At 60.7% G+C, this 12256-nt stretch carries 14 protein-coding genes; 10 read left to right on the forward strand and 4 right to left on the reverse strand.

All coding sequences use genetic code 11. The annotated features are described in order from the left end of the window. Positions 1-220 precede the first annotated feature (220 nt). Genes RS694_RS17440 through RS694_RS17450 form a run of 3 tightly spaced genes read left to right on the forward strand, consistent with a single transcriptional unit; the run spans position 221 to position 1923 of the window. Complete coding sequence (locus RS694_RS17440; RefSeq protein WP_029705415.1) at positions 221-574, forward strand: DUF1428 domain-containing protein; 354 nt, start codon at positions 221-223, stop codon at positions 572-574. A gap of 25 nt (positions 575-599) precedes the next feature. Next, entirely contained in the window at positions 600-1076 is a 477-nt protein-coding gene (locus tag RS694_RS17445; protein ID WP_029705414.1) for an SRPBCC family protein, read from the forward strand. A gap of 25 nt (positions 1077-1101) precedes the next feature. After that, on the forward strand, positions 1102-1923 hold the full coding sequence (locus RS694_RS17450; protein WP_029705412.1) for an inositol oxygenase family protein: 822 nt from the start codon (positions 1102-1104) through the stop codon (positions 1921-1923). 2 nt (positions 1924-1925) lie between these two features. Here the strand turns inward: RS694_RS17450 and RS694_RS17455 are convergent, their stop codons facing one another. Beyond that, positions 1926-2411 carry a RidA family protein gene (locus RS694_RS17455; protein WP_029705411.1) on the reverse strand — a complete coding sequence of 162 codons (486 nt, stop codon included), beginning with the start codon at positions 2409-2411 and terminating at the stop codon, positions 1926-1928. 26 nt (positions 2412-2437) lie between these two features. Next, the gene (locus RS694_RS17460; RefSeq protein ID WP_029705410.1) at positions 2438-3262 is read right to left on the reverse strand and encodes a crotonase/enoyl-CoA hydratase family protein; all 825 of its coding nucleotides are present in this window, start codon (positions 3260-3262) and stop codon (positions 2438-2440) included. 106 nt (positions 3263-3368) lie between these two features. Here RS694_RS17460 and RS694_RS17465 point away from each other — a divergent pair, with 106 nt between their 5' ends. From RS694_RS17465 to RS694_RS17495, 7 genes are all read left to right on the forward strand, one after another. Beyond that, positions 3369-4265, forward strand: coding sequence for a branched-chain amino acid ABC transporter permease (locus RS694_RS17465; RefSeq protein WP_029705408.1), 897 nt, complete (start codon positions 3369-3371; stop codon positions 4263-4265). Positions 4266-4354: 89 nt separating this feature from the next. Further along, complete coding sequence (locus tag RS694_RS17470) at positions 4355-5431, forward strand: branched-chain amino acid ABC transporter permease (RefSeq protein WP_029705407.1); 1077 nt, start codon at positions 4355-4357, stop codon at positions 5429-5431. Positions 5432-5526: 95 nt separating this feature from the next. Next, positions 5527-6351 (forward strand): ABC transporter ATP-binding protein, encoded by an 825-nt coding sequence (locus tag RS694_RS17475; RefSeq protein ID WP_029705406.1) that lies wholly within the window; start codon positions 5527-5529, stop codon positions 6349-6351. Further along, a complete protein-coding gene (locus RS694_RS17480) occupies positions 6348-7145 on the forward strand; it encodes an ABC transporter ATP-binding protein (RefSeq protein WP_029705404.1) in 798 nt (265 codons plus the stop codon). The genes RS694_RS17475 and RS694_RS17480 overlap by 4 nt, the downstream gene beginning before the upstream one ends. Before the next feature lie 130 nt (positions 7146-7275). After that, positions 7276-9132 carry an AMP-dependent synthetase/ligase gene (locus RS694_RS17485; protein WP_029705402.1) on the forward strand — a complete coding sequence of 619 codons (1857 nt, stop codon included), beginning with the start codon at positions 7276-7278 and terminating at the stop codon, positions 9130-9132. A gap of 62 nt (positions 9133-9194) precedes the next feature. After that, a complete protein-coding gene (locus RS694_RS17490) occupies positions 9195-10385 on the forward strand; it encodes an ABC transporter substrate-binding protein (protein WP_029705401.1) in 1191 nt (396 codons plus the stop codon). Positions 10386-10513: 128 nt separating this feature from the next. Beyond that, positions 10514-11113, forward strand: a complete 600-nt coding sequence (locus RS694_RS17495; RefSeq protein ID WP_029705400.1) for a DUF4337 domain-containing protein — start codon at positions 10514-10516, stop codon at positions 11111-11113. Here the strand turns inward: RS694_RS17495 and RS694_RS17500 are convergent. Together RS694_RS17500 and RS694_RS17505 are read right to left on the reverse strand one after the other, a co-directional pair. After that, the gene (locus RS694_RS17500; RefSeq protein WP_152528738.1) at positions 11110-11652 is read right to left on the reverse strand and encodes a DUF1566 domain-containing protein; all 543 of its coding nucleotides are present in this window, start codon (positions 11650-11652) and stop codon (positions 11110-11112) included. The two genes, RS694_RS17495 and RS694_RS17500, sit on opposite strands and share 4 nt — an antisense overlap. A gap of 102 nt (positions 11653-11754) precedes the next feature. Continuing rightward, the gene (locus RS694_RS17505; protein ID WP_029705398.1) at positions 11755-12252 is read right to left on the reverse strand and encodes a thioesterase family protein; all 498 of its coding nucleotides are present in this window, start codon (positions 12250-12252) and stop codon (positions 11755-11757) included. Positions 12253-12256: the final 4 nt, after the last annotated feature.

A 12256-nucleotide genomic window follows, 5' to 3' on the forward strand; every position in this document is an offset into this window, starting at 1 on the left:
CCGCATGGCCGAACGATACGGCTGCAAGTGTTCAAAGAAAATAGGGGCGGCAGCTCCGACGGTCAGGCTTGTATTTGCTCCTGATTTCGTAGCTGCTTGCGCAATGCCCACGGGGGCTAGAGGCTAATTTCTTGTGTATTTCTCAGGGAAGCACCCGGCTTGACGCAACGCTACGGTGCGGCTCCAATGCAGTTCCAACGGTCCTCAAGGAGCTAGCAGCATGACCTATGTTGACGGATTTGTAGCCGCCGTGCCCACGGAAAAACGCGCGGAATACCTGGCCTATGCGACCCAGTTCGCTGCGTTGTTCAAGAAGCATGGCGCGCTCAAGATTGTGGAGAACTGGGGCGACGACGTGCCCGAAGGCAAGCAGACCTCCTTCCCTTTGGCCGTGCAACGCGAACCGCATGAGAGTGTGGTGTTTTCCTGGGTCGTTTGGCCCTCGCGCGAAGCACGCGACACTGCCTGGAAAACACTGATGGAAGAACCCGCCATGCAGCCCGGCGCCAGCCCCATGCCGTTTGACGGCAAACGCATGATTTACGGTGGCTTCCAGACCATCCTCGAAACCTGAAACCCTTCAACCGAAGAGCCAAGCCATGTCCACTCCCACTTCTTCTGCCGATCCCCGCGAGCTGGTGCTCACGCGTCTGATTGCGGTACCGCGCGAGAAACTCTTTCGCTGCTGGACCGAGCCTGCCCTCATCGTGCAGTGGTTCACCCCGCCGCCCTGGAAAACCATCCGCGCCGAGATGGATTTGCGCGCCGGTGGCGCCAGCAACATCGTGATGCAAGGCCCCGACGGCACCGAAATGCAAAACCCCGGCATCTACCTGGAGGTGGTGAAAAACGAACGCCTGGTGTTCACCGACGCCTACACCGGTGCCTGGGTGCCGTCCGCCAAACCCTTCTTCACCGGCGTATTGACCTTTGAAGATGAGGGCGGCAAGACGCGTTACACCGCGCGGGCGCGGCACTGGACGGCAGAAGATGCCAAGGCCCACGAAGACATGGGTTTCCATGTCGGCTGGGGCATCGCGACCGACCAGCTCGCCGCACTGGCAGCAACGCTGTAGCGCCCCTTTTGAGGAGACCTCCACCATGAACACAGCAACCGCCACAGAGCCCAACCAGTGGCTGGCCGAAGAGGACGAACGCACGGCGTTTCGGGACTACAGCACCCCGGAAATCGAACGCGTGCGGCAGTTCTACCGGACCAACCATATCCACCAGACCTACGACTTCGTGCTGCAGAAGAAAAAGCAGTGGCTGGCGTTCAACCAGCGCACGATGACGCCCTGGGCAGCGCTGGACTACCTCAATACGCTGGTCGACGAGTCCGACCCCGATATCAACCTGCCGCAAATCAGCCACCTGCTGCAAACGGCAGAAGCCATCCGCGCAGACGGACACCCGGACTGGTTTGTACTCACCGGGTTTATCCATGACCTGGGCAAAGTGTTGTGCCTGTTTGGCGAACCGCAATGGTCGGTGGTGGGCGACACCTTTCCGGTGGGATGCAGGCACTCCGACAAGATTGTGTTTCCCGAATTTTTCGCGCTAAACCCCGACCACAGCAATCCGCAATACGACACGCCCTGCGGCGTGTACACGGCTGGCTGTGGTCTGGGCAACATCCATATGTCCTGGGGGCACGACGAGTACCTCTACCACCTGCTCAAGGACTGTCTGCCGGAGCCTGCGCTGTACATGATCCGTTACCACTCGTTCTACGCGTGGCACCGCGAAGGCCAGTACACGCAACTGACCGATGCCACGGACCGGGCCAACCTGCACTGGGTGCAGAAGTTCAACCCCTACGACCTGTACTCCAAGAACCCGAATCCGCCGGTGCTCTCCGAACTCAAGCCGTATTACGAAGACCTGATGGCGAAGTACCTGCCAGCCGAACTGCAGCTCTGACGCTAGCTGCGAATCTCGACTTCGCCCTCAATCTCCACCGGAATATCAAACGGCAGCTCGGCCATACCCACCGCGCTGCGCGAATGCGCGCCAGCTTCTGAGCCCCAGAGTTCAAGGATGAGGTCAGAGAAGCCGTTGATCACACTGGGCTGCTGGTTAAAGCCCGGGCCGGAATTCACCATGCCGAACACACGCACCCAGTTGGTGATGCGATCCAGGTCGCCCAGAGTGCGCTGCAAACTGCCCAGAATGGACAGCGCGGTCAGCCGTGCAGCGGTGTAGCCCTGCGCCACAGTGAGATCACGCCCGAGCTTGCCCAGCGGCGCGGCGATGGATCCGTCGGTGTTTTGCGGGCTGTGGCCCGAGATGTAAGCGCGCGAGCCGATGACGCGCACAACCCGGAAAGGCAGCACGACGCCCGGCGGCGGTTTGATCGGTGCGGGCAGTACCAGCCCCAAGGCTGCGAGTCGTTCTTCAATTTTGGACATGGATTTTTCGGGTGTCGTCAGAAAGCTCAAAACTTACCATGCCGCCCCGCACCTGCTGCAAAGCGCCCCGCCCCTTGCAGCCCTTCGGCAATACATGCCTTTCCGCGTTGCCACTCCTGGTGCAGTGCCTGTGGCAGCGGCAGGTCCCACTGCGCGTAGGCGCTGGCACGGTCAGCCAGCATGGTTTTTTGCGGGAAGGCGGCGATCTGCTCGGCAAGTTGCACCGCAGCCCGCAGGGCCTGACCCGTGGGCACCACACGGCTGCACAGGCCCATCTGCAAGGCCTCGGCCGCTTCCACTTTGCGCCCGGTGAGGATCAGGTCCATCGCGTGGCCCATGCCAATGAGGCGCGGCAGACGCACCGTGCCGCCATCGATCAACGGCACACCAAAGCGGCGGCAATACACACCGAAGTAGGCGTCTTCTTCCATTACGCGCATGTCGCACCACAACGCCAACTCCATGCCGCCCGCCACTGCGGCGCCACTGATGGCGGCGATGACCGGTTTGGTGAGCACCAGCCGCGAAGGGCCCATCGGTCCCGCAGGTCCGCTCGGCGTAGCAGGTGCACCGTAGTCATTGGCGGAAAAATCCAATGTGGCAAATGGATCAACGTCTGCCTGCATCTGCTGCGCCATGCGCGCACCAGCCTGCAAATCCCAGCCCGCACAAAAGTGTCCGTGTGCGCCGTGGAACACCGCCACGCGCGCCGAGGCATCGGCCTCGAATGCGGAAAATGCGGCATACAACTGCTGCGCAGTGTCGGCGTCCACAGCGTTGCGCACGTCGGGGCGCTGCAATGTCACGATGGTGACTGGGCCTTGCACTAGGGTTTCTACGGCTTTGTTCATGCGGCCGATTAAATAGACCCCAAACAGCCGCGGAAATCAGTGACAACCCTATCAGCGCTTTGTGGGCCTCCCGCTATAACCGAACGAAAGAACAAGAGGAGACAGCGTGCAATTTCTTCAATTGGTGATCAGCGGGGTCGCACAGGGGTGCATCTACGGCCTGATTGCGCTGGGCTTTGTGCTCATCTACAAGGCAACAGAAACCGTGAGTTTCGCGCAGGGCGAGCTGATGATGCTGGGCGCCTTTGGCGGCCTGGTGGCTATGACCATGCTGGGCTTTCCCTACTGGCTGGCAGTCATCGCGGTGCTCTTGGCCATGGTGGCTTTCGGCGTGCTGCTGGAGCGCCTTGTGATTCGCCCCATCCTTGGGCAACCTGCGTTCTCCATCGTGATGCTGACCATCGGCATTGGTTATGTGGCACGTGGCCTGATCACCATGATTCCCGGCATCGGCACCGACACCAACGCCCTGCCCGTTCCCTACAAAGATGAAATCCTGAAATTCGGCGGCAACGAAATGGGCATAGGTGCACTCGTGCTCAATGTCGAACATCTGGTGATCATCGGCGCCACCGGCATTCTGTGCGCGCTGCTGTTTGCACTGTTCCGTTACAGCAAGCTGGGCATTGCGATGCAGGCCGCGTCGCAAAACCAGTTGGCCGCGTATTACATGGGCATCCCCGTGCAACGCCTCAATGGCATTGCCTGGGGCCTGGCCGCTGCAGTCGCTGCGATTGCCGGCCTGCTGCTGGCGCCCATCACCTTTGTACACGCCAACATGGGTTTCATCGGCCTCAAAGCTTTCCCGGCTGCTGTGGTGGGCGGTTTTGGCAGCCTGCCGGGCGCGATTGTCGGCGGGTTGGTGATTGGCATGGTGGAGTCACTCGCGGGCTTCTACCTGCCGGACGGCTTCAAGGACACCGCAGCCTACGTGGTGGTGCTGATCATGTTGATGGTCAAGCCCAATGGCCTGTTTGGCGAAAAACTCCGGAAAAAAGTCTAAAAATATGACCCCCACGTTCGTCACTTCGTGTACTTCACTGCCCCCCGAGGGGGCCATTTCCCCTTGGGGCGGCCCGGCGGGAAAATAACATGCGTTTCATCTTCAAAACCGATTACGCGCAGGACATCAACCTCGCCAAACATGGCGGGCATGTCTTCTGGTACAGCGTGCTGATGGTGTTTCTGCTGGCCGCCCCCTGGCTGCTGACGGAGTACAGCCTGGCGCAGCTCAACCTGGTGCTGATCTATGCCATCGCCGGTCTGGGGCTGATGCTGCTGGCGGGCTTTACCGGGCAGTTCTCCCTGGGACATGCAGCCTTCCTCGGCGTGGGTGCCTATACACAGGCCTACCTGACCGGGGTAGGCCTGCCCTTTTTGCTGTCGCTGGGCATCTCGGGTTTTCTCTCCGCGCTGATCGGCATCGTGGTGGGATTGCCCGCCCTGCGGCTCAAGGGCATTTACCTGGGCATGGCCACGCTGTCATTCGGCTTCATCATTGAAGAGGTGTTTGCACGCTGGGAGTCGGTCACCGGTGGCAACGCGGGCAAGTCGGTCGCAGCGATCAAGATGTTCGGCCACGACATTGGTGGCGGCGAAGGTTTTTACTTCGTCTGTCTGGTCATCACCGTGGCCTGCACGCTGGGCATTCTGAATCTGCTGCGCAGCCCCACCGGGCGGGCGTTTGTAGCGATCCGCGATTCGGAAATTTCCGCGCAGAGCATGGGCATTCACCTGGCGTATTACAAGACGCTGTCGTTCTCTATCTCTGCCGCGCTGGCCGGGTTTGCCGGCGCGCTGTATGCCCACAACCTGCGCTTTATTTCGCCGGACCAGTTCAATCTGTTGCAGTCAATTGACCTGCTGCTGATGATTGTGATCGGCGGCCTGGGCTCGGTGCACGGTGTGTTTCTGGGCGCCATTTTCCTGATCATCCTGCCGCAGGGCATCTCGGCCATGAAGGAATTTTTACCCGAATTTATCGGCCAGGCCCCAGGCCTGAAAAACGTGATTTACGGCACCGTACTGATTGCCTTTGTGCTGTTTGAACCCTTGGGCTTGTACGGCCGCTGGCTCAAGGTGCGCACCTATTTGCAGATGTTCCCGTTCTACCGCAAGGGCATGTTCAAGCGGCAGAAATCCTTCCAAAAATCGGACCGGCTGAAATGAGTACCCATACACCCGTTCGGGCTGAGCCTGTCGAAGCCCCCTACGCAAGCCCTTCGCCCATTCGACAAGCTCAGGACAGGCCAAGCTCAGGACGAATGGACTCTACGCTGCTCTCGGCCAAAAACCTCAGCGTGCGCTTTGGCGGCGTGCTGGCGGTCAATAACGTGAGTTTTGACGTCAAGCAGGGCGAAGTGTTCACGCTGATCGGCCCCAATGGCGCGGGCAAGACCACGGTGTTCAACCTGATCAGCCGCATCTACACGCCCACCAGTGGCGAGATTGCTTACCTGGGCCCCCAGGGCATGCTCAAGCTGACCGATCAGCCACCGCAAAACGTGGCCTCGCTGGGCATTGCCCGCACCTTCCAGAACATCGAGCTGTTTGAACATGCCAGCGTGCTGCACAACCTGCTGATTGGCCGCCACACCCACCGCCAGACCGGGCTGTGGCAGGACATCTTCTTCACCGGCAAGACCCGCGAGGCCGAGATACTGGCGCGCGAGAAGGCCGAAGAAGTGATCGACTTCCTGGGCCTGCAACACTACCGCGATGCGTTTGTTGCCGGCCTGCCCTACGGCGTGCGCAAGGTGGTGGAAATGGCCCGCGCGCTGTGCACCGAACCCAAGCTGCTGCTGCTGGACGAACCGTCCAGCGGCCTGAACGTGGAAGAAACCGATGACATGGCGTTCTGGATCCAGGACATCAAGAACGAGCTGGGCATCACCGTGCTCATGGTGGAGCACGACATGAGCCTGGTCTCCAAGGTCTCGGACCGTGTGCTGGCCATGAACCAGGGCGAAGTGCTGGCCATGGGCACACCACGTGAAGTGCAGGCCGACCCCGGTGTGATCGAGGCCTACCTGGGCTCCATCGACGATGTGTCATCCCTGCGCCGCCAGGCCACCCAGGAGGCCGCATGAGCACCTTGCCGCCGCCCATCAGCGACCAGCCGGTGCTGAAACTCCTGAATGTAGAGAGTGCCTACGGCCCCATCAAGGCCATCCGTGGTGTGAGTCTGCAGGTGCGCCGCAGCGAGATTGCCACGGTGCTGGGCTCCAACGGCGCGGGCAAGACCACCATTCTCAAAACCATTTCGGGCATCATCGATCCGCGCAAGGGCTCCATCGAGTTCAAGGGTGAAAACATCACTGCGATGGACCCAGCCCACATCGTGCAGCAGGGCCTGAGCCACGTGCCCGAGGGGCGCGAGGTGTTCCCGCTACTGAGCGTGCGCGACAACCTGCTGATGGGTGCCTACACGCGGTCTGACCGCGATGGTGTGGCCCGGGACATGGAGGCGGTGTACAACTACTTCCCCATCCTGCGCGAGCGGGCTGCGCAGGACGCGGGCCTGCTCTCGGGCGGGCAGCAGCAGATGCTGGCGATCAGCCGCGCGCTGATGGCCAGCCCCGACCTGATGCTGCTCGACGAGCCCAGCCTGGGCCTCTCCCCCAAGCTCACCAAGGAAATCTTCGAGATCGTGGTGCGCATCAACCGCGAACGCGGCACCACCATCCTGCTGGTGGAACAAAACGCCAACATGGCACTCAACGCATCGGACTACGGCTATGTGCTGGAGAACGGCCGCATCGTGATGGAAGACACCTGCGCCCACCTGCGCGAAAAAGATGACATCAAGGAGTTCTACCTGGGGCTCAAGGATGACGGCGTGCGCGGCGAGCGGCGCTGGAAGAAGAAAAAGACATGGAGGTGAATATGACCCCCACGCTCCACCGCTCTGCGGGTCGCTGCCCCCCAAGGGGGCTAATTTTCCTTGGGGCCGCCCTGCGGAAAATTGCCCTTCCCATCGAATTACTTCGCTACAGAATTTTGAGGGCAGCAGCATGAGTGGACTTTGGGATACCTCAAGCATTCAACCCCGCAATGACGTCGTCATGGCAGGCGAAACCATTCCTGCCATCTTCTGGAACGCGGTGGAAAAACGCGGCCCGAATATCTGGATGCGGCAGAAACACCTGGGCCTGTGGCGCAGTTGGACCTGGAACCAGACCGCAGACGCCGTGCGCGAGATTGCCGGTGGTCTGATGAGCCTGGGCTTTGAGAAAGGCGAAACCGCCTCCATCCTCGGTAACACCGTGGTCGAATGGGTCTGGGCCGATCTGGGCGTGTTGTCGTGTGGCGGTGTCTCCAACGGCATCTACCCCACCGACGCGGCCTCACAGGTCCACTACCTCTGTGAAGACTCGCGCACCACCATATTGTTTGTGGAAGACGACGAGCAGCTCGACAAGGCACTCGAAGTACGCGCCCAACTGCCAGGCCTGCGCAAGGTCGTGGTGTTTGACATGGAAGGCCTGCGCGACCTGCAGGACCCCGACGTCATCAGCCTGGACGCGCTGCGCGCCCTGGGCCGCGCCTACCTCACACAACACCCCGATGCGGTGCAACAACGCGTGGCCGCCTGCCAACCCGAAGACCTGGCCATTCTGGTCTACACCTCGGGCACCACGGGCAAGCCCAAGGGCGGCATGCACCTGCACCAGGGTCTGGTCTATACCGTGCGCGGCTACAACACACTGGTGGCGCAGGACGAGCGCGACGAGCGCATGTGTTTCCTGCCGCTGTGCCACATTGCAGAGCGCATGGGTGGCGAGTACTTTGCGCTGTACACCGGTGCCAAGCTCAACTTTGTGGAAAACCCAGAAACCATTCCCGAGAACGTGCGCGAAATCGCACCCACGGTGTTCACCGCCGTGCCCCGGGTCTGGGAGAAGTTTTACTCGGGTGTGATGATTTCGCTCAAGGAAGCCGGTGCCATCCAGCAAGCGGCCTACGGCTGGGGCATTGGTGTGGGCACGGCCATTGCCGACAAGGTACTGGCCGGTCAACCGGTCAACGGCTGGCTCAAGTTCCAGTTCCAGATCGCGCAGTGGCTGGCACTCAACAACGTGCGCAAGCTCATTGGCATTCACCGTGCGCGGTTTCTGGTGACGGGCGCTGCGCCCATCTCACCCGACCTCGTCAAGTGGTACCTGGCCTTGGGCGTGCCCATGCTGGAGGTGTGGGGCATGACGGAAACCTGCGGTGCGTCTACGGGCGTGCCTGCCAACCAGATCAAACCCGGCTCGATTGGCCCAGCGGCAGCCTACAACGAGATGAAGCTGAACCCGGCCACCGGTGAAATCCTGGTGCGCGGCAAAAACGTATTTGCAGGCTACCTGAACCTGCCCGAGAAAACCGCCGAAGCCATCGACAAGGATGGCTGGCTGCACACCGGCGACGTGGGGGTGGTGGATGCCGATGGTTTCTACCGCATCACCGACCGCATGAAGGACATCATCATCACCGCGGGCGGCAAGAACATCACGCCCAGCGAGCTGGAGAACGACCTGAAGTTTTCGCCCTACATCACCGACGCGGTGGTCATCGGCGACAAGCTGCCCTACCTCACGGTGATCATCATGATCGACCAGGAAAACGTGGAGAAGTTTGCCCAGGACGCCGATGTGCCGTTCAGCAACTACGCGTCCCTGACCCGCTCGCCCGAAGTGCAGGCCCTGATCCAGGCCGAGCTGGAGCGGGTCAACAAGAAGTTTGCGCGTGTCGAACAGATCAAGAAATTCTTCCTGCTGGAGACCCAGCTCACCGCCGAGGATGAAGAACTCACCCCCACGATGAAGCTCAAACGCAAGCTGGTGGAGAAGAAATATGCACCCCAGATTGAGGCGATGTACCGCTGAGTTTTACCGTTGATTTTTTCGTTGATTTCAGTGTGTTGATCATTATTCCAAGGAGACAAACCATGAAACTGTTAACTGCCATTTCCCTCACCACGCTGGCCCTCTCGGCCACCGTGGCCCAAGCCCAACAGGGTGTCAGCAAGGACGAGATCCTGCTCGGCTCTATCCAGGATTTGTCGGGGCCGATTGCCGGCTTCGGCAAACAGGCGCGCTTAGGGATGATGCTGGCCGTCGATGAAGTCAACGAACAAGGCGGCGTCAACGGTCGCAAGCTCAAGCTCATCGTGGAAGACTCGGCCTATGACCCCAAGAAGGCCGTGCTGGCCGCGCAGAAGCTGGTCAATCAGGACAAGATTTTCATGATGGTGGGCCACATCGGCACCGCACAGAACATGGCCGCTATGCCGGTGCAGTTTGAGAAGAACGTGATCAACTTCTTCCCGATCACCGCTGCGCGCGAAATGTACGAGCCCTTCCACAAGCTCAAATACTCCTACGCCGCCACCTACTACGACCAGATGCGCAACGCGGTGCCCAAACTGGTGAAGGAGAAGAACGCCAAGAAGGCCTGCGTGATGTACCAGGACGATGATTTCGGCCTCGAAGTGCTCAAGGGCGGTGAAGACGGCCTGAAGTCCATTGGCATGGAGTTTGCCGAGAAGACCTCGTACAAACGCGGCGCCACCGACTTCTCGTCGCAAGTGGCCAAGATGCAGTCCTCCGGTTGCGAACTGATCGTGCTGGGCACCATCATCCGCGAAACCATTGGCGCTATCGGCACCGCGCGCAAGCTGGGCTACAACCCCACCTTCATCGGCTCCAGCGCAGCCTACACCGACCTGATCCACAAACTCGGTGGCCCGGCCATGAATGGCCTGTACGCCACCATGACGGTGCAGAACCCCTACCTGGACGAAGCCTCGCAGCCGATCCGTTTCTGGGCCGCCAAGTACAAAACCAAGTTCAATGAAGATCCCACCGTCTTCTCGGTCTACGGCTACAGCATCATCACCAGCTTTGCCGTGGCCGCCAACAAGGCCGGCAAGAACCTGAGCACCGACAGTTTCATCAAGGTGATGGACAGCCTGACCATCGAACCCGACTTCTTCGGCGGCGCGGTGCAGACCTTCACCGCCACCAAACGCCTGGGCAGTGATGCCTCGCGCCTGTCGCAAATCCAGGACGGCAAGTGGAAGACCGTGTCCGACTACTTTGGCAGCACGGCAGCGGCCAAGGCGCCCGCCAAGAAGTAAGCGCCAGATACTCAAAACCAGGCCACCTTCGGGTGGCCTTTTTATTGCGCCGAATGGTCAATGCTCCGGTTCACACAGATAGCGCACAATCCCGGCCACACCCACCTCCCAACCCATGAAGGAACCCCGTGGACATTGACCCTCTGGAAGTGATAGAAGCCGCCAAACCGGAAGCCCCGACGAAACACCGCTGGCTCAACCCGGCCGTGGCTATCACGGTGGCGCTCCTGGCCACGTTTATGGGTATTTGCAAGGTCAAGGACGACAACATCGTGCAGGCCATGCAACAGGCCCAGGCCGACAAGCTGGACCACTGGCAGTTTTACCAGGCACGCAATATCCGCGAGGAGGTTGCCAAGGCCGCACTGGTGCAGATGCGCATTCAGGCGATTGGAGCCAGCGGCAAACAGCTCACTGCCGTGACCGAGCAGATCAAGGTGTACGAGACACTGGCAGCAGAGCAGAACCAGAAAAAGAACGAACTGAAGGCGCAGGCGGAACAAGACCAGGCCAACTACGACGCGCTGAACTTCCGCGACGACCAGTTTGACCTGTCCGACGCGGCCATTGCGATTGCAATCTCGATGCTGGCGGTGGCGTCACTGACGGGCCTGCCTTGGCTGTATCTGCTGGCACTGGTGCCATCCGGCTACGGCTTTCTGATGGGTACCGCAGGCTTGGCCGGGTGGGGCATCCATCCGGATGCGTTGATCAAGCTGTTGAGCTAAGGCGTGCACACCAGTTGCACCGGCAAGCGGGTGCGCTTGGTGACGTCCTTGCGCGCATCACCGGTGGTCACATCCACGGCCCAGCCATGCAGCACGTCCACACGCACGGCGTTGTCGTTGTTGCGGCCCGCCATGACGTTGCCATAGTTGTACTGGTTGACCGTTGCGGTGTTCACGATGCGGGTGCCCGACCAGCGCCACACTGCAGCATCCGCAGGAAACAACTCTGTTTTTTTGCCTTTGGAGGCAGCGCTGGCCGCACTGACAACGGCCATTGCCTGAAGCTCCGGCACGCTGGGCAGACGGCACCCCTTGCCTCCGCTGGTGTTGCGTTCACCCGCCAGTGCCATGCCTTCTGCGTGGCTGAGCAGGACTACCGCACCTTCACAGGTCTGGCCATTCCAGCGCTGCCCGTGGACACAGCGGTCCCAGACCAGTTTGCGCAGCGGGTCCACCACACTGGCGCCATCCGAGGTGGGCTGCCAGGCCGGCTCCGGCGCCGTGCCCCAAGCCGCACTGGCGAGTACGGCCCATGCCAAGGGCAATACCCGCCGCGCCACCCGACCGGGGCGGAATTTATGGTTAATTTTGCCTGTAGCCCTCATGGAGTATGCGCAAACAGCTATGAATTCAATAGCAAATCAGGAGACGATGTAAGCACCTGCCCCGGTGGACAGCAGCTTGCCGTCGGCCCCCAGGAACTCCATGCGCGTAGACGCCACGCGCGAGCCCAGGCGCATGACTTCGGCGCGCAGCTCGAAACTCTCGCCAATGCCGGGGCGCAGGTAGTCGATGCGCAAGTCGATGGTGCCCAGCTTGCTGAAACGGTGCAGCCGCTGCAGTGGCGCCTCGTCCATGTGGCGCGCACCAATGGCCGCCATCACCGCCAGACCGCCCATCGCGTCCAGCCCCGCGCTGATGACGCCGCCGTGGATGCGGTTGAAGCTGTAGTGCCCCACCAGCTCGGGCTTCATCGCAATATGCGCCACCGCACGCTCGGGGGTGATGCTGGCGATCTTCAGACCCAGCACCTTGTTAAAAACAATGGACTCTTCGAAGATCCTTTTCAGGCCCTCCAAAAACTCGGATTCGAAGACGATGGGCGCTGCAGTGGTGGGTTCGGCGGGTGCTTTGGGCATAGCC

Source organism: Rhodoferax saidenbachensis (genome assembly GCF_001955715.1).
GTDB lineage: Bacteria > Pseudomonadota > Gammaproteobacteria > Burkholderiales > Burkholderiaceae_C > Allorhodoferax > Allorhodoferax saidenbachensis.

Coding starts and splice junctions, on each gene's coding strand:
- RS694_RS17475 (WP_029705406.1), top strand. CDS start 5,527: ATGGACTCTACGCTGCTCTCGGCCAAAAACCTCAGCGTGCGCTTTGGC.
- RS694_RS17455 (WP_029705411.1), bottom strand. CDS start 2,411: ATGTCCAAAATTGAAGAACGACTCGCAGCCTTGGGGCTGGTACTGCCC.
- RS694_RS17480 (WP_029705404.1), top strand. CDS start 6,348: ATGAGCACCTTGCCGCCGCCCATCAGCGACCAGCCGGTGCTGAAACTC.
- RS694_RS17450 (WP_029705412.1), top strand. CDS start 1,102: ATGAACACAGCAACCGCCACAGAGCCCAACCAGTGGCTGGCCGAAGAG.
- RS694_RS17445 (WP_029705414.1), top strand. CDS start 600: ATGTCCACTCCCACTTCTTCTGCCGATCCCCGCGAGCTGGTGCTCACG.
- RS694_RS17440 (WP_029705415.1), top strand. CDS start 221: ATGACCTATGTTGACGGATTTGTAGCCGCCGTGCCCACGGAAAAACGC.
- RS694_RS17490 (WP_029705401.1), top strand. CDS start 9,195: ATGAAACTGTTAACTGCCATTTCCCTCACCACGCTGGCCCTCTCGGCC.
- RS694_RS17460 (WP_029705410.1), bottom strand. CDS start 3,262: ATGAACAAAGCCGTAGAAACCCTAGTGCAAGGCCCAGTCACCATCGTG.
- RS694_RS17485 (WP_029705402.1), top strand. CDS start 7,276: ATGAGTGGACTTTGGGATACCTCAAGCATTCAACCCCGCAATGACGTC.
- RS694_RS17505 (WP_029705398.1), bottom strand. CDS start 12,252: ATGCCCAAAGCACCCGCCGAACCCACCACTGCAGCGCCCATCGTCTTC.
- RS694_RS17470 (WP_029705407.1), top strand. CDS start 4,355: ATGCGTTTCATCTTCAAAACCGATTACGCGCAGGACATCAACCTCGCC.